This window comes from Pseudomonas glycinis (assembly GCF_054871425.1).
Map to the genome: position 1 here is coordinate 474,366 of NZ_JBTYHF010000005.1, position 17,680 is coordinate 492,045.

Below are 17,680 nucleotides of genomic sequence, written 5' to 3' on the forward strand. Positions count from 1 at the left end.
CTGTGGCGAGGGGATTTATCCCCGCTCGACTGCGCAGCAGTCGCAAAACCTGTGTTTACGTAGGTTGGAAAAATTCCTGGGGGGTCGCTTCGCAACCCAACGGGGATGAATCCCCTCGCCACAGCTATAGAAACAACCGGATTTTTCGCAACATCACTAAGGAAGGTCGTGGATGGATAACAACAATACCCCCGCGCAATCGGGTGGCCGCTTTGCCCTGAAAACCCTGACAGTCGCCATGCTCTGTGCCAGTGCGATGGCGCAGGCAGCGCCTTACGTGGAAAACGGCCACAACGGCGATCCGTCGAGCTGGCGCAGCAATGAATTCAAGGCCGACTGGGGCCTGGGCGCGATCGGCGCGGATTACGCCTACGCCGCCGGCTACACCGGCAAAGGCGTGAAACTGGGCATCTTCGATCAGCCGGTCTACGCCGCGCATCCGGAGTTCTCTGGCAGTAACAAAGTCGTCACCCTGGTCACCAGCGGTATCCGCGAATACACCGACCCGTATATTCCGGTGAAAGCCGGCGACGCGTTCCGCTATGACGGTTCGCCCTCGGTCGGCTCCGACGGCAAGCTCGGCGCCCATGGCACCCACGTCGGCGGTATCGCGGCGGGCAGTCGCGACGGCGGGGTGATGCACGGCGTCGCGTTCGGTGCGCAAATCATCAGCGCCGACAACGGCGATCCAGGCCCGGAAGACGGCATCGTGCGCGGCAACGATGGTGCGGTGTACAAGGCCGGTTGGGATGCGCTGATCGCCAGCGGGGCGCGGATCATCAACAACAGCTGGGGCATCGGCATCACCGACCGCTTTGACCTCGGCGGCCGCGATCCGGCGTATCCGCACTTCACCGTCAACGACGCGCAGTTGCAGTTCAACGAAATCCGCACGCTGCTCGGCACCAAACCCGGCGGCGCCTACGACGGCGCCATCGCCGCCGCACGCAGCGGCATCGTCACCATTTTTGCCGCCGGCAACGATTACAACCTGAACAATCCCGATGCCATCGCCGGCCTCGGCTATTTCGTCCCGGACATCGCGCCGAACTGGATCACCGTCGCCGCGTTGCAGCAGAACCCGGATACCGCCAGCGCCAATCCGTATGTGATCAGCACGTTCTCCTCGCGTTGCGGCTACACCGCGAGTTACTGCGTGTCGGCGCCAGGCACCAAGATCTACAGCTCGATCATCGAAGGCACCAACGCCGACAACTTGACCACCGGCTACAAGAATTACAACGGCACCTCGATGGCCGCGCCGCACGTGGCCGGTTCCATTGCTGTGCTGATGGAGCGCTTCCCGTATATGTCTGGGGATCAGGTCGCCAGCGTGTTGCGCACCACTGCGACCGACCTCGGCGCACCGGGCATCGACGCCTTGTACGGCTGGGGCATGATCAACCTGCGCAAGGCCATCGACGGTCCGGCGATGTTCGTCACCGAGCAGGACATTCCAGAGGAATTCCGCGTGCAGGGCGCTTACGGTTCCGGCCAGTTTGTCGCCGATCTGCCGGGCATCGGCGCGATCATCGACCAGGGCAAACCGACCGAGCGGGTGTGCAGCGACATCACGTGCGGCCTCGATACCTGGCGCAACGACATCGGCGGCCACGGCGGTCTGACCAAGCAAGGCATCGGCACCCTAGTGCTGACCGGCAACAACACTTACAGCGGCCCGACCCTGGTCAACCAGGGCCGTCTGGCCATCAACGGTTCGCTGCAATCGGCGGTCACCGTCAACAACGGCGGCATCCTCGGCGGCAATGGCCGCATTGGCGCACTGGCTGTGAGCAGCGGCGGCACGGTGGCACCGGGCAATTCCATCGGCACCCTGAATGTGGCAGGTGACGTGACTTTCGCGCCGGGTTCGACCTACGCCGTAGAGCTGTCGCCAACCAGCAGCGACCAGATCGTCGCGGGCGGCAAAGCCGTCATCGACGGCGCCACGGTGAGCCTGTCGCTGGAAAACAGCCCGACCCTGCTCAGCACCGGCGAAGTGCAAAGCCTGCTCGGCACTCGCTACAACATTCTGCAAGCGGCGGGTGGCATTGAAGGGCGCTTCGGGCAGGTCTTGCCGAATTACGCCTTCCTTGGCGGCACTCTGGATTACTCGGCGGGCGGCATTCAGCTGGCGGTCGGGCGCAATGAGGCATCGTTCGCCAGCGTTGGTCTGACGCCAAACCAGCGCGCCGTCGGTGCCGCCGCCGAGCGTTTGGGCGCGGGCAATGCGCTGTTCGAAACCCTGTTGCTGTCGCCCAACGGGGCGTCGGCGCAGCAGGCCTTTCAACAGTTGTCCGGCGAGATTCACCCGGCCATCGGCACGCTGCTGATCAACGACAGCCGTTACCTGCGCGAAGCCGTCGGCGAGCGCCTGCGTGAGCGTGATCTGTTCAATGCCGATGCGCCGACTGATGAGCGCAGCAACGTCTGGGTCAAGGTTCTCGGCTCGTGGGGCGAGAGTGATGGCGGGCACGACAATGCCGATTCCAATAGCTCCATTGGCGGGCTGCTGGCTGGCGTCGACGGTCTGATTGCTGAAGATACCCGTCTCGGTTTCGTCACTGGTTACAGCGACAGCTCGTTGAGCATGGGCAGCGGCACGCATTCGTCGGCCTCGGTCGACAGCTACCACTTGGGTGCGTATCTGGGCCATGAAATCGACGCGTTGCGCCTGACTGTCGGCGGCGCCTACAGCTGGCATCGCATTGATGTGAAGCGTGATCTGCAGTTCGGCGACGTCAGCGGCAAACAGAAAACCAAACGTGACGCGACCACCGCGCAACTGTTCACCGAGGCCGCATACGATCTGGGCCTGCAACCGATGAACCTGGAGCCGTTCGCCAATCTGTCCTACGTGCACCTCAACACCGACAGCTTCACCGAGAAAGGTGACGCGGCCGCGCTCAAGGGTGGTGAAGACAACCGCGACGTGGTGCTGTCGACCCTCGGCGTGCGCGCCAAGCGCAGCTTCGCCTTGTCGGATAAGCATCAGTTGGAACTGGGCGCCAGCCTCGGCTGGCAGCACAACCTGAGCAGCGTCGATGCCGACAGCCATCTGGCCTTTGCCAACGGCAACAGCGCGTTCACCGTGCAGAGCGTGTCGATGGATCGTGACGCCGCTGTGGTGGGCGTGCGCGCCGGGCTAGCGCTCAATCGCGACGTGCGGGTCAACCTCGACTACAACGGTCTGATCGGCTCGAACGAGAAAGATCACGGAGTCGGTCTGACGCTCGACTGGCAGTTCTGAGGCGTAACCGGCAGCGCTTCTCGGGCTGCCGGTTTTTCAAGAAAAGGGAGCGCTGCTCATGGGATTGTTCGCGTACAAAAATCCAAATGTGCAGAAGATCCAAATGTGGGAGCGAGCCTGCTCGCGAAAGCTCTGGTTCAGGCAATTGTGATGTTGAATGTGCTGCCGCCTTCGTGAGCAGGCTCGCTCCCACAGGTACGGCGTACACATGACATTTGAGGGACCATTGAACGACAAATGAAATGCTCCGGAGCCTTGTGCTCTGGCTGTGAGCTATCTCTGACAATTCCAACAACAAGAGAGGCAATGGCAATGGGTGTATACGACTACAAGAACTTCGGCACAGCCGATTCCGCGGCGCTGTTCAGTGATGCCATGGCGATCACGCTGTATTCCTATCACAACCTCGATAACGGTTTCGCCGCGGGCTACCAGCACAACGGCTTCGGCCTCGGCCTACCGGCGACGCTGGTCACTGCGCTGATCGGCGGCACCGATTCGCAAGGGGTGATCCCCGGTATCCCGTGGAATCCCGATTCGGAAAAACTTGCCCTCGAGGCCGTGCAAAAGGCCGGCTGGACGCCGATCAGCGCCGCGCAATTGGGCTACGACGGCAAGACCGATGCACGCGGGACGTTCTTCGGCGAGAAGGCCGGCTACACCAGCGCGCAAGTGGAAATCCTCGGCAAGTACGACGCTCAGGGTCACCTCACCGAACTGGGGATCGCCTTTCGCGGCACCAGCGGTCCGCGCGAAATCCTCATCGGTGATTCGATTGGCGACGTGATCAACGATCTGCTCGCCGCGTTCGGCCCGGCCGATTACGCAAAAAACTACGTCGGCGAAGCCTTCGGCAATCTGCTCAACGATGTCGTCGCATTTGCCCGGGCCAACGGCCTCAGCGGCAAAGACGTGCTGGTCAGCGGCCACAGCCTGGGCGGTCTGGCGGTGAACAGCATGGCTGACTTGAGCGCTGGCAAGTGGGGCGGGTTTTTCGCTGATTCCAACTACATCGCCTACGCCTCGCCGACCCAGAGCAGCGGCGACAAGGTGCTGAATATCGGCTACGAAAACGACCCGGTGTTTCGCACCCTCGACGGTTCGACCTTCAGCAGTGCCTCGGTGGGTGTGCACGACGCGCCGCATGCCTCGACCACCGACAACATCGTCAGCTTCAACGATCACTACGCCTCGAACGCCTGGAACGTGCTGCCGTATTCGATCCTGAATATCCCGACGTGGATTTCGCACCTGCCCACTGGCTACGGCGACGGCATGACCCGCGTGCTGGAATCGAAGTTCTACGACCTGACCAGCCGCGACTCGACAATCATCGTCGCCAACCTGTCCGACCCGGCGCGGGCCAGCACGTGGGTGCAGGACCTCAACCGCAACGCCGAAACCCACAAGGGCAACACCTTCATCATCGGCAGTGACGGCAACGACCTGATCCAGGGCGGCAGCGGCAATGACTATCTGGAAGGCCGTGCCGGCAATGACAGCTTCCGTGACAGCGGCGGCTACAACGTCATTCTGGGCGGGCAGGGCAGCAACACCCTCGACTTGCAGCAGACGGTGAAGAACTTCGATTTCGCCAACGACGGCGCTGGCCACCTGTACATCCGCGATGCCAACGGCGGGATCAGCATCACCCGTGACATTGGCAGCATCGTCAGCAAAGAGCCGGGGTTTCTCTGGGGCGTGTTCAAGGACGACGTGTTGCACAACGTCACGGACATGGGGTTGAAAGTCGGCAGTAACCTCACTGCTTATGAATCGAGCGTTAGAGGAACGGCCGGCGCTGACACACTGAAGGCGCATGCCGGCGGTGACTGGCTGTTTGGCCTGGAGGGCAACGATCATTTGCTCGGCAGCGCGGGCAATGATGTGTTTGTCGGTGGCGCTGGCAATGACCTGATGGAATCGGGCGGCGGGGCGGATACGTTTCTGTTCAATGGCGCGTTTGGCCAGGATCGTGTGGTTGGCTATACGGCCGATGACAAACTGGTGTTTCTTGGCGTGCAGGGGGTGTTGCCGGGGGATGATTTGCGCGCCCATGCCTCGGCGGTCGGGCAGGATACCTTGCTGACGTTCGGTGCGGATTCGGTGACGTTGGTGGGCGTGGCGCTGGGAAGTTTGAGCGCCGACGGGGTTGTTATCGCCTGACGTTGATGCGGGGCCTGTGCCGGCCCCTTCGCGAGCGGGCTCGCTCCCACAGGGGATTTGTGGACAACGCAGATCCAGTGTGGGAGCGAGCCTGCTCGCGAAAAACGATCATTCAAGCAAAGTCAGTCTTCCTTGCGCACGGTCGCTACTTCATCGGCGCGAACCTTGACCTTGGCGCCGGAAATATCCTCGAACTCATAGAAACCGTCCTCGGTCTCGGTCTTCGGCATGTCCTCGGTCAGGTACTGGGTGCCGTTCTGCAACGTCACCACGGTCTGGGTCGAACAGCCGCCCAGCGCCAACAGGGCTGCGATCGCTACAGGAATGCCCAGCATCTTGATTTTCATACCCACCTCTGACTCCTTGCTTGAATGTGATTGCGGGCATTGTCGGCCCTGTAACGCGGTTGGTGCCAGCAGCGGCGGAAAAGTTCGATGGCGGCGCGAAAAAATGCCATTGATCTTTTTCCGTTTGCGCCGGGCAGGGCTGAGCTGTTATCTGTACGCATAACCAGTGTTCGCTTGCCGTGGCTTTGAATTCCCGTGACCTCCAACCCTCTCGACGATCCGTTCTATTACCTCAACAACTTCCGGCAAGTGCTTGATTGGCTTGGGCTTCGCTATGCCGATGTGATGAGCGCAAGCGAACACGGCTTCATCCGCGACTTCAATACGCTGCCGCAAGCCTCGCAGGGATTGCTGGTACGCATGGTCATGCGCAAGGGCATTCACTTTCGCGCGAGCAAACTCAATTATCTGGAAATCGGCGACATTGCCGAGGCGGCGCAGCCGTTGCTCGACCACGGCTGGCTCGACGAACACGCTGAGCTGACGGTGGCAGAGTTGTTCGATGTCTTGCTCAAGGCCGAGCTCTTGCAAGCGTTCGGCGCCTTTATCGAACAGCCGAAAGGGCGCAAGGACGAGTGGCTGCCGGTGCTGACCGAACAGTTCAGCGAGGCGCAGACCCTGCGCGGCTGGGCCCCGCAACTGGCTGATCGGCTGTTCAGCCTGACCCTGATGGACCTGTGCGATCGCCTGCGCCTGATGTTCTTCGGCAATCTGTATCAGGACTGGTCGGAGTTCGTGCTGGCCGACCTGGGCATCTTCACTTATGAAAAAGTCGAGTTCTGCGCCGACTCCCGAGGCCTGCGCAGCCGCGAAGACGTCGACGCCTGCCTGTTCCTGCATCAATGCCAGTTGCGCTTCGAAGCCGGTGAAGCGCTGGACGAGATCGTCGAACAGATCAACGCCGTGCAATTCGACAACCCATGGCTGCGCCGCCGGCAAGCCAAGGCGTTGTTCCAGATCGGCCAGTACGCCGAGCGCATCGGCGACTTTGCCCTGGCCCTGAGTGTTTACCGCGACTGCGCCTACCCGGGCGCACGACTGCGGATGATCCGTGTGCTCGAACGCTGCGGCGAATATGCATTGGCGCTGGAACTCGGCACGCTGGCCGAACAGGCACCGCAAAGCGCGGCCGAGCAGCAAGGCTTGCAGCGCATCGTCCCGCGCCTGCGGCGCAAACTCGGTGGCCCGCCGCTCAAGCGTTCCAAGGCGAGAGAGGTCGAGCGCCTCGATTTGCACTTGCCGCGCATCGATCCGGCGCGGTCGGTGGAGTTTCATGTGCAAGCGCACTTGCACGCCGATGACGGCCCGGTGCATTACGTCGAGAACAGCCTGATCAATTCACTGTTCGGCCTGTTGTGCTGGCCGGCGATCTTCGCGCCGTTGCCGGGTGCGTTTTTCCACCCGTTCCAGCGCGGTCCGGTCGATCTGCTCAGTGAAGACTTCCTCGAGCGCCGCGCCGAGCTGTTCCAGGCCTGTTTGGGCGAACTCGATGACGGCCGCTACGCCGAGACGATTCGCCAGCGCTTCGTCGACAAGTGGGGCATCCAGTCGCCGTTCGTGTTCTGGGGCGCGCTCAACGAAGACTTGCTGGAGCAGGCGCTGGCCTGTCTGCCCGCCGAACACCTGAAACACTGGTTCAACCGATTGCTGCTCGACATCAAGGCCAACCGTGCCGGCATGCCGGACCTGATCCAGTTCTGGCCGCAGCACAAGACCTACCGCATGATCGAAGTCAAAGGCCCCGGCGACCGCTTGCAGGACAATCAGCTGCGCTGGCTGGAGTTCTGCCACGAGCATCAAATGCCGGTGGCCGTGTGTTACGTGCAATGGGCGGAGCAGAGCGCTTGAGTTACAGTGTTGCCGTGCGTGCACTGTGCGAGTTCACCGCCAAGACCGGCGACCTCGACCTGCGCTTCACCCCGTCACCGACCGCGCTGGAAGGCATCGTCGGCCATCGCACCGTGGCCTCGCGGCGCAGCGAGCAGTACCAGAGCGAAGTGGCGCTGCAAGGCGAATTCGGCGAGCTGAAGGTCAAGGGCAGGGCGGACGGTTACGACCCGGCGCAAAACTGCCTGGAAGAAGTCAAAACCTATCGCGGCGACTTGAGCAAGCAACCGGCCAATCACCGCCAGTTGCACTGGGCGCAGGCGAAAATCTACGGCTGGTTGATGTGCCAGAAACTGCAATTGCAGCAGATCAATCTGGCGCTGGTGTATTTCGACGTCGTTAGCGAAAAGGAAACCTGTCTGGTCGAATCCCACAGCGCCGAGTCGCTTCAGGGGTTTTTCGCGCAGCAGTGCGCTTTGTTCCTGCAATGGGCCGAGCAGGAAATGGCCCATCGCGAAGCGCGCAATCTGGCCGCGCAACAACTGGCGTTCCCGCACGCGGATTTTCGTCCCGGCCAACGGCATCTGGCCGAATCAGTGTTCAAAGCCGTGAGCACCGGCCGCTGCCTCATGGCCCAGGCGCCGACCGGCATCGGCAAAACCCTTGGCACGCTGTTCCCGATGCTCAAGGCCTTGGCGCCGCAGCAACTGGACAAGGTGTTCTTTCTCACCGCCAAGACTCCCGGACGCAAGCTGGCGCTGGATGCCAGCCAGGTGTTGTTCAGGCAAGCGCCGGACTTGCCGCTGCGGGTGATGGAAATGGTTGCTCGCGACAAGGCCTGCGAACATCCGGACAAAGCCTGCCACGGTGAATCCTGTCCGTTGGCCCAAGGTTTTTATGATCGCCTGCCGGCTGCCCGCGAATCTGCCAGCCATATCAATCTGCTGGATCAGGCGGCGATGCGTGAAGTTGCCGCGCAGCACAGCGTATGCCCGTACTACCTCAGTCAGGAAATGGCCCGCTGGGCGGATGTGGTGGTTGCCGACTACAACTATTACTTCGACTTCAGCGCGCTGCTGTTCGGTCTGGCCCAGCTCAATCAGTGGAAAGTCGCGGTGCTCGCCGACGAGGCACACAACCTGGTCGAGCGCGGCCGGCAGATGTACAGCGCCAGTCTCGACCAGTTCACCCTCGGCACTGTGCGTAAAACCGCCCCCGCCGCGTTGAAAAATTCCCTGCAACGGGTCAACCGCGAATGGAACGCGCTGCATGCGCCGCAACTGGCGGCCTATCAGGCCTACGACAAGGCGCCGGACAAGCTCCTGCACGCCATCTCGCTGTGTTGCGCGGCCATTGGCGATTACCTCAACGAGCATCCGCAAGGCCTCGACAGCAGCCTGCAGAATTTCTATTTCGATCTGCTGCAATTTGCCCGGGTCGCCGAGCTGTACGACGAGCATTACCTTTTCGATATCAGCAAACGCGACCTCGACCGCAAGCGTCCACTGTCGCAACTGTGCCTGCGCAACGTGGTGCCGGCGGCGTTCATCGGTCCGCGCCTGACAGCGGCGCGCAGCAGTGTGCTGTTCTCGGCCACGCTGAGCCCGCGCAACTACTACGCCGACCTGCTCGGCACGCCCGCCGATACGGTGTGCATCGACGTTGAATCGCCGTTCAGCGCCGAGCAATTGCAGGTGCACATCGTCAGCCAGATCTCCACGCGTTTTAACCATCGCCAGGCCTCGCTGGAGCCGATCGTCGAGCTGATCGCCCGTCAGTTCAGCGAGCGCCCGGGCAATTATCTGGCGTTCTTCAGCAGTTTCGATTACCTGCAACAGGTCGCGACCTTATTGGCCGAGCGCCATCCGTGCATCACTCAGTGGCTGCAATCGCGGGGCATGGCCGAGGGCGCGCGGCAGGCGTTTCTCGACCAGTTCAGCGCCGACAGCCAAGGCGTCGGGTTTGCGGTGTTGGGCGGCGCGTTTGGCGAGGGCATCGATTTGCCCGGCGCGCGGCTGATCGGCGCGTTCATCGCCACGCTGGGGCTGGCGCAGCTCAACCCGGTCAACGAGCAGATGAAGCGGCGCATGGCCGCCATTTTTGGCGCCGGCTACGATTACACCTATCTATACCCGGGCATGCAAAAAGTCGTACAAGCAGCCGGGCGGGTGATCCGCACCCGTGAGGATCGCGGCACGGTCATGCTCATTGATGACCGCTTTGCCGAAAGCCGCATCCAGCAACTGCTGCCACGCTGGTGGGCGATCAAAAGCGAACCGGCGCTGTTCAAATCGACGGATTCACGCATACTTCAGCCCATGACAGTGGCTGGTGAGTGTGATGAGTGAGAACAACAGAACCGCAGCGATCGAAGACAGCCGTTTCCGGCTGCTGATCGACGCGGTTGTCGACTATGCGATCTACATGATCGACCCCGACGGTACCATCACCAGTTGGAACTCCGGCGCAAAACGTTTCAAAGGTTATGAAGAAGCCGAGATCATCGGCGAGCACTTCTCGCGCTTCTATACCCCTGAAGACCGCGCCAACGGCATGCCGCAACGGGCGCTGGACACAGCGATCCGTGAAGGTCGCTTCGAAGGCGAGGGCTGGCGCGTGCGTAAGGACGGCACGCACTTCTGGTCGCACGTGGTGATCGATCCGATCATCGACCCCAACGGCGAACTGCTCGGTTTCGCCAAGATCACCCGTGACCTCACCGACCGCAAAATGGCCGAGGAAACCCTCAAGCAAAGCGAACAGCAGTTCCGCCTGCTGGTGCAGGGCGTCACCGACTACGCGATCTACATGCTCAGCCCCGAAGGCTGCGTCAGCAACTGGAACCAGGGCGCGCAGCGCATCAAGGGCTATTTGCCGGAAGAGATCATCGGCCAGCATTTTTCGATTTTCTACACCCCCGAAGACCGCGAACTCGGCGAGCCGCAGCGTTCGCTGGAGATTGCCACCCGCGAAGGCCGCTTTGAGAACCGCAGCTGGCGGATGCGCAAGGACGGCACGCGCTTTCTTGCCCACGTAGTGGTCGATGCGATTCGCGGCGACACCGGCGCGTTGCTCGGCTTCGCCAAGATCACCCGCGATGTGACCGAGGCCCACGAAGCACAGCAGGCCCTGGAAAAGACCCGCGAGGCGTTGTTCCAGGCGCAGAAGATGCAGGCGATCGGCCAACTCAGCGGCGGTATCGCCCATGACTTCAACAACCTGCTGACGGTGATTCTCGGCAACCTCGAGATCGTGCAGAAACGCATCGGCGACGCGCCGAAAATCGCTCGACTGCTGGAAAACGCCACCCAAGGCGCCTTGCGCGGTGTTTCGCTGACCCAGCGCATGCTGGCCTTCGCCCGGCGTCAGGAACTGAAGACCGAATCGGTGGATATCCCGCAATTGGTGCAAGGCATCACCGGGCTGCTGCGCAGCTCGCTCGGACCGGGGATTCGTATCGAAACACGCTTTCCCGACGACCTGCAGCCAGTGCTGGCCGATAGCAATCAGCTGGAACTGGCGATCCTCAATCTCGCCACCAATGCCCGCGATGCCATGCCCGACGGCGGCACGGTGATCATTCAGGCGCAAGCCGAAGTGGTGCTGGAACAAACTCATTCGACCCTCGCGGCGGGGCGCTACGTGTGCCTGAGCCTGATCGACAGCGGCGAAGGCATGGACGAAGCCACGCTGGCATGCGCCCGTGATCCGTTCTTCACCACCAAAGGCCTGGGCAAAGGCACCGGGCTGGGCTTGTCGATGGTGCACGGCTTCATCGAGCAGTTGGGCGGGCGCTTTATTCTGAAAAGCGAGAAGGGCCAGGGTACGGCGGCCGAGCTGTGGATTCCGGTGGCGCTTGAGCGTACGGCCAGTCGCCCGGCGTACAGCAACGCAGCGCCGATCGCAGTACCGCGACTCAGCGTGCTGGTGGTCGATGACGATTCGCTGGTGCTGACCAGCACCAGCTTGCTGCTGGAAGACCTCGGCCACCGCGTCATCGGCGCGACCTCCGGCGCCCAGGCGCTGGCGCTGTTCGATCAGGGCGAAGTGATTGATCTGGTGATCACCGACATGGCCATGCCAAAAATGAGCGGCGCGCAACTGGCCCATGCCTTGCGCATGCTCAAGCCGGATCTGCCGATCATTCTCGCCACTGGATATGCCGAACGCCTGGAAGGTTTTGCCGCTCAACTGCCGCGTCTGCCGAAACCGTTCACCCAAGCGAGTCTGGTGCAGATCATCGCTCAATCGATGAAGTGACGCGCTGGTCGATCCGGCTGAACTAGTGCTGACGCGTACCTTTCCAAAAGTCTTGTTCACTTTTGGAGGGCACGTCTCTTGTCTCGCATATTGACCCAGCCAAGCGCTGTTGAAGAAGCCTTGGCCGAACACGACGCCAAGATGTTTGGCTCACCCAAGGAACGCCTGGATTTCTATCGCCGGGAAATCCAGTACGAAACCAGCATCCTCGCCAACCGCACCGACGCCTACCTGGCGGCGCAGTCGTTTCTGGTGATCGCTTTTGCCTCGTGCATGGCTAACCTCAATCCGGAGTGGGGCAAGATGTTCACCCTCGTCGTGCCGCCGTTTCTCGCGCTGCTCGGGGTGCTCAGTTCATTGAATGCCTGGCCGGGGATTCGTGCGGCATACGACATCATCGATCACTGGCACTTCAAACAGAGCCAGTTGCTGCACAGCGAGCCGGTAATGGGCGCGGCGTATGACGAATCACCACTGTTCAGTGAGATGGAATCCAGCCACAAGGGCTATCGCAAGTCGCTGCTGTTCTCGGTGCGCACGCCGTGGATTTTTGCCACGTTCTGGGTGATGTTGGGGGTGTATGCGGTGTTTATTCAGGTGACCAATCCTTGAGGTGGATTGGTCGGGACAGGTGCTGCATGTTGTGGTGTTAATGTGATTTTACCCCCTCACCCCAGCCCTCCCGAAACGTCGGACCGCCCCCAAGGGGGCGAGGGGAAAGGGAGCAGATTTTCACGCTTTTCAAAATTTGTATTCGACTCGATTTTTCAGGTCGATGAATAACGAAAAACACCCCGGTCAGTCCCCTCTCCCTCGGGGAGAGGGCTAGGGTGAGGGGCTTTTGACTTTTATTACGCAGTTTCCAGCTCACGCCGCGCAGTTACAGCATTCTGCACCGCCGCCGGAATCGGCGGGAAATCCTCATTCAGCACACACAGATGATCAATCGCATCTTCAAATTTCGCATCGGCTTTCTTGCGCAGTGCCCGGTATTGCTCAAAGCGTTCGAAGTCGGTCGGCGTCTGTTCCAGCAGCGCGTTGGCCGCTCGGTTCAGTTCGTGGGCTTCTTCGAACAGTTGACGATTGCGTTCCAGAGCCAGTGCTCTGCAAGCCTTGATTTGCGCAGGAGTCGAGCATTCGTTCATGACCGTGACCTTGTTTGTGTCGGGGTTCCGTTTAATAGGCTGTTCACCGCAGGGGAACCTAACCTGCCGGGCCGCGCTGATGATTGGCGCGGTTAAAGTTGTGACCCTTGGGTCGCGCCCGGCGATCCATTTTTTTGCAGAAAAATCTTCGATCATTTCCAGCCAAGCGCAGCGGTCGACGAATCAGCTTTTTCGTTGCTTCAGACGTTCATAGCGCGCCAGCATCGGTTGTGTGCTGATGCCATGCAGCAGAATGCTCAGGGCCACCACCGACAAAGTGATGTCGGTGCAGACCTTGGCCACGTCGGAATCCAGACCGTGGTTCAGGGCGAAGAACAGATAGAACAGGCTGCCGATGCCGCGTATGCCAAACCAGCCGATCAATAAACGCTGCGGCCCGCTGAGCAGATTGCCCCACGGCATCAGTGCCACGCTCAGCGGGCGAATCAGGCAGAACAGCACCGCGCCGATCCACAACGCCCGCCAGTCCCAGTGCGCTATCAGGACGACGCCGAGCAGGGTCACCAGAAACACTTCCATCGCCCGCTCGACCAGACTGCCGAACGCCAGCATGTCGCCCATCATGATCCCCGCTGCAACCTGGCTGTCTTCCAGTTGCTCGGTATCGCCATGCACGGCGTTCTGCGGTTCGACGTTCTGATGACCGACCACCGGCTGCACCAGATGCTCTGCAGGTGCCTGGGTGATGCCCGTGGATTTGACTTCCTCCTGACGCAGCCCAAGGCCAGCAGCGAAGACCGCGAGAAAGCCGTAGCCGCCAATGGCGTCGGCGACCACGTAGGACAGCGCGATCAGCGCGAGGGTCAGGTAATCGTTGGGGCCGAGGGTGCTGTCCTCGTTGTGAATGCGCAGCAACAGGGCGATCCGGCCGATGCCGCGCCCCATCCAGTAACCGGTGAGCAAACCCGCCGGCACCGCCCACAAAAGGCTGCGAACCACCCAGTGCTGCCACTCGCCGGCGCTACCGTCACCGTGCAGCAACAGCAAACCAAGAATCACGAAAGGGAAAGCCACGCCATCGTTGAGCCCGGCTTCACCGGAGAGGCCGAAACGCACGCTGTCTAAGTCCTGCGCATCATTGACCTGCACCAGCGCGGCGAGCACCGGATCGGTCGGCGCCAGAATCGCGCCGATCAGCAAGGAAGGCCCCCACGGCAATTGCAGGCCCCAGTGCAACAGCAGGCACACGCCGATAATCGTCAGAATCATCACCGGCCCGGCCAGACCAAAAGCGATGCGCCAGGTCTTGTTGCCCAGCGGCAGGCGCAATTTCAAACCGCAGACGAACAAGGAAAAAAGCACCGCGACTTCCGTCAGGTGCTCCATCCACAACGACGATTCCTCCAGCGGCAATTGCAGCAGGTCGAGGCCGCTGGGGCCGATGGCGATGCCCAGCAGCAGGCACACCGCCGAGGTGGTGACCGGCATCCAGCGCAACCATGACGACGTCAGGGCCAGCGTCAGCAGCACGGCGCCGAGCACCGCGACCCATACGCCGAAACTCATGACCGCTCACTGCGGTGAATTCTCAAGGACAGGCGCACCGGCTCAGCTCACGGTCGTGCGCAGGTACTCGGGGATGAGCACGTTGAACCACAGCAGAATCATCGACACCAGCATGGTCACCAGCACCAGCAGGCCAACGCCCCACACGCACGCCGAATACAGCAGGCCTTGCTCCCTGCGCTCATGCATGAAGGTCGGCAGGCCGACGAACAGCAGAAACGTCGAATAGATCGACGCCGCGCCGAGCACCAGAATTGCCAGCCAGCGGCTCGGGTACAGCCCGGCAATCCCGGCGAGGAAAAACGGCGTCACCGTGTAGGCGGCAAAACCGATGCATTGATTGAGCGTTGGCCGCGCATCGAACGATCGTGACATCCAGCGAATGAACCCGCCCATGACCGCGACACCCGCGACGATCGTCACGTACAGCAACACGCTCAGTTGCAAGGCGCTGGCCGTGCTCAGGCGCACGTTTTCACCCACGGCTAGGCTCCAGCCGACCTGGGTGGTGCCGATGAACAGGCACACGGCCGGAATCAGTGCGAGCAGCAGCAGATGCGCGAGATAGTGGCGGGGATGGGTTTCTTCTTCGCGGCGGATATCGGTCCAGGCGAAGTTGGGTTGGGTGAAGAGTCTGACGAGGGGGGCGGACATGACAACCTCCTGTTCCTGTTGGCCCGTAGGCGCTTACAGGTATGGAGGGATGCCATGCCGCTCGGGTTCAGTTTTTCTGCTGCACGGTTACAGCATCGGTTTGCCGCCGGTCACGCCGTAGCGCTGGCCGGTGATGTAGCTGGCTTCGTCGGAGGCCAGCAGCACGTAAATCGGTGCGACTTCCACCGGTTGGCCCGGACGGCCGAGCGGGGTGCTGCCGCCGAAGTTCTGCACTTCTTCATCGGGCATGGTAGAGACGATCAGCGGCGTCCAGATCGGGCCGGGTGCGACGCTGTTGACGCGAATTTCCTTCGGCCCGAGCATCTGCGCCAGACCACCGGTGAAGTTGGCGATTGCGCCTTTGGTGGTGGCGTAGGCCAGCAGGGTCGGCTTGGGCATGTCCGAGTTGACCGAGCTGGTGTTGATGATCGACGAGCCGGGGCGCATGTGTTTGATCGCCGCCTGACAGATCCTGAACATCGCAGTGATATTCACATCGAAGGTCATCACCCATTCGTCATCGGGAATTTCTTCGAAGTTTTCGTGGGTCATCTGGAACGCGGCGTTATTGACCAGAATGTCGATGCGGCCAAAGCGCTCGACGGTCTTGTCGACCAGCGCTTGGCACTGCGCTTTCTCGGCGATATCGCCCGGCAGCAGGATGCACTGACGCCCGGCCTGCTCGACCCAGCGTGCGGTTTCCTTGGCGTCTTCGTGTTCATTCAGGTAAGCCACGGCGACGTCGGCACCTTCACGGGCGAAGGCAATCGCCACTGCGCGACCGATGCCGCTGTCGGCACCGGTGATCAGCGCAATCTTGCCGGCCAGACGGCCGGAACCGACGTAACTTTGCTCGCCGCAGTCTGGATACGGCTCCATCTTGCGTTGCGAGCCGGGCACCGGTTGGGCTTGTTTCGGGAAGGGTGGTTTTGGATAGTCAGTCATCGCAGGGTCTCCTGATTTCAAGGCCAGTGTTCCGGGTTGACCCGGTGGCTTTGCCTGGAGTTCGATCGGATTTGCGCTGGATTTAGTTGGCTATGCAAAACCAATGTGGGAGCGAGCCTGCTCGCGAAAGCGGTCTGTCAGACGATAAATATGTCGACTGACACTGCGCTTTCGCGAGCAGGCTCGCTCCCACAGGGGATCACTTACACAGGGGAATCTCGGGGCAGGATCAGAGATTGCGGTTAGCCAAAGCCCGCTCCATCCGCGCAATCCCTTCTTCCAGCAACGCCCTCGGGCAGCCGAAGTTCAACCGCACAAACTGCTGATGCCGGTCACCAAAATCGAGCCCGGCACTGAGCCCGACCTTGCCCTGTTCGAGGAAGAATCGTTGCGGATCCGGCAGGTCCAGCGCGGTGCAATCGAGCCACGCCAGATACGTGCCCTGCGGCACGTTGATGGTCACGCCCGGCAGGCGCGTGCGCACCGCGTCTACCAGCCAGTCGCGGTTGGCCTGCAGGTAGACTTTCAGTTCGGCGAGCCACGGCGCGGCTTCGCTGTAGGCGACGCGGGTGGCTTCCATGCCCAGCGGGTTGACGCTGTCGACCATGCCGCAGCGAGCGTGGTTGACGCGCTCACGCAGGGCGGCGTCCTGGATGATCATGAACGAGGTCTTGAGGCCGGCGATGTTGTAGGCCTTGCTCGCCGACATCAGGGTGATCGTGCGTTTGGAAATCTCGGGGCTCAGCGATGCGGTGGGAATGTGCACGCGGCCGTCGAAGCACAGTTCGGCGTGAATCTCGTCGGAGATGATCCACGCGTCCTGCGCTGCGCAGATATCCGCGACTGCCTGCAATTCTTCGCGGGCGAAGACCTTGCCGAGCGGGTTGTGCGGGTTGCTCAACAGCAGGGCGTCGCCGCCTTTCAGCGACTCGCGCAGTGCGTCCAATGGCGTGGCGTAAGTGCCATCGGCCTGGGGATTGAATTCCAGCTCGACCTTGTTCAGGCCCCAATGCCCTGGTGCATGGCGCAGCGGCGGGTAGTTCGGCACTTGCACAACGACATTCTGCTGCGCCTGGACCAAAGCCTTGAGCGCCATGTTGAAGCCCGATTCCACGCCCGGCAGGAAAATCAGCTCCTGCGGTTTGACCTGCCATGAATACTTGTTCCACAGGTCGGCGACGATGGCTTCGCGCAGGTTGTCCTGGGCCACGCTGTAACCGAGCAGCGGGTGCAGCAGGCGCTGTTGCAGGGCTTCGACGATGACCGGCGGCGCGGCAAAATCCATGTCAGCGACCCACATCGGCAACACATCGGCCGGGTAGCGGCTCCACTTGGTGCTGCCAGTGTGGTGGCGGTCGAACAGCTGATCAAAATCGAAAGTCATGCGCGGTCTCGTCAAGGCGGAGTTGGTTCTGCCGGACATTCTATGCGCAACTCGTTCCCTGTAGGAGTGAGCCTGCTCGCAATAGCGATCTGACTGATCGTTCCCACGCTCCGCGTGGGAATGCAGCCCGGGACGCTCTGCGTCCCAGTGGAACGCGGAGCGTCCCTTGAGGCAT

The 17,680-nt window shown here is 61.5% G+C and carries 12 protein-coding genes; 6 read left to right on the forward strand and 6 right to left on the reverse strand.

The window, feature by feature from the left end:
- Positions 1-172 precede the first annotated feature (172 nt).
- Positions 173-3,250, forward strand: a complete 3,078-nt coding sequence (locus ACYSTU_RS15200; RefSeq protein WP_498999731.1) for an autotransporter domain-containing protein — start codon at positions 173-175, stop codon at positions 3,248-3,250.
- A 312-nt stretch (positions 3,251-3,562) separates the two neighbouring features.
- A complete protein-coding gene (locus ACYSTU_RS15205) occupies positions 3,563-5,416 on the forward strand; it encodes a polyurethane esterase (protein ID WP_498999786.1) in 1,854 nt (617 codons plus the stop codon).
- 122 nt (positions 5,417-5,538) lie between these two features.
- On the opposite strand, the gene ACYSTU_RS15210 is transcribed toward ACYSTU_RS15205, so the two are convergent.
- Positions 5,539-5,763, reverse strand: coding sequence for a YgdI/YgdR family lipoprotein (locus ACYSTU_RS15210; protein WP_122505634.1), 225 nt, complete (start codon positions 5,761-5,763; stop codon positions 5,539-5,541).
- Between the two features lie 195 nt (positions 5,764-5,958).
- Here ACYSTU_RS15210 and ACYSTU_RS15215 point away from each other — a divergent pair, with 195 nt between their 5' ends.
- From ACYSTU_RS15215 to ACYSTU_RS15230, 4 genes are all read left to right on the forward strand, one after another.
- The gene (locus ACYSTU_RS15215; RefSeq protein ID WP_122602675.1) at positions 5,959-7,611 is read left to right on the forward strand and encodes a VRR-NUC domain-containing protein; all 1,653 of its coding nucleotides are present in this window, start codon (positions 5,959-5,961) and stop codon (positions 7,609-7,611) included.
- Entirely contained in the window at positions 7,608-9,938 is a 2,331-nt protein-coding gene (locus ACYSTU_RS15220) for an ATP-dependent DNA helicase (protein WP_498999734.1), read from the forward strand. Before ACYSTU_RS15215 ends, ACYSTU_RS15220 begins: the two co-directional genes overlap by 4 nt.
- Positions 9,931-11,850, forward strand: a complete 1,920-nt coding sequence (locus ACYSTU_RS15225; RefSeq protein WP_498999737.1) for a hybrid sensor histidine kinase/response regulator — start codon at positions 9,931-9,933, stop codon at positions 11,848-11,850. Before ACYSTU_RS15220 ends, ACYSTU_RS15225 begins: the two co-directional genes overlap by 8 nt.
- 78 nt (positions 11,851-11,928) lie before the next feature.
- Positions 11,929-12,462 carry a hypothetical protein gene (locus ACYSTU_RS15230; protein ID WP_016774826.1) on the forward strand — a complete coding sequence of 178 codons (534 nt, stop codon included), beginning with the start codon at positions 11,929-11,931 and terminating at the stop codon, positions 12,460-12,462.
- Positions 12,463-12,701: 239 nt separating this feature from the next.
- On the opposite strand, the gene ACYSTU_RS15235 is transcribed toward ACYSTU_RS15230, so the two are convergent.
- From ACYSTU_RS15235 to ACYSTU_RS15255, 5 genes are all read right to left on the reverse strand, one after another.
- Positions 12,702-13,151, reverse strand: coding sequence for a hypothetical protein (locus ACYSTU_RS15235; protein WP_241196164.1), 450 nt, complete (start codon positions 13,149-13,151; stop codon positions 12,702-12,704).
- 27 nt (positions 13,152-13,178) lie between these two features.
- Entirely contained in the window at positions 13,179-14,522 is a 1,344-nt protein-coding gene (locus ACYSTU_RS15240) for a cation:proton antiporter (RefSeq protein WP_498999741.1), read from the reverse strand.
- Between the two features lie 42 nt (positions 14,523-14,564).
- Positions 14,565-15,176 (reverse strand): Yip1 family protein, encoded by a 612-nt coding sequence (locus ACYSTU_RS15245; protein WP_130902789.1) that lies wholly within the window; start codon positions 15,174-15,176, stop codon positions 14,565-14,567.
- 87 nt (positions 15,177-15,263) lie between these two features.
- Positions 15,264-16,121, reverse strand: a complete 858-nt coding sequence (locus tag ACYSTU_RS15250) for a glucose 1-dehydrogenase (RefSeq protein ID WP_016774822.1) — start codon at positions 16,119-16,121, stop codon at positions 15,264-15,266.
- Between the two features lie 229 nt (positions 16,122-16,350).
- On the reverse strand, positions 16,351-17,505 hold the full coding sequence (locus ACYSTU_RS15255; protein ID WP_498999744.1) for a MalY/PatB family protein: 1,155 nt from the start codon (positions 17,503-17,505) through the stop codon (positions 16,351-16,353).
- Between the last annotated feature and the right edge of the window lie 175 nt (positions 17,506-17,680).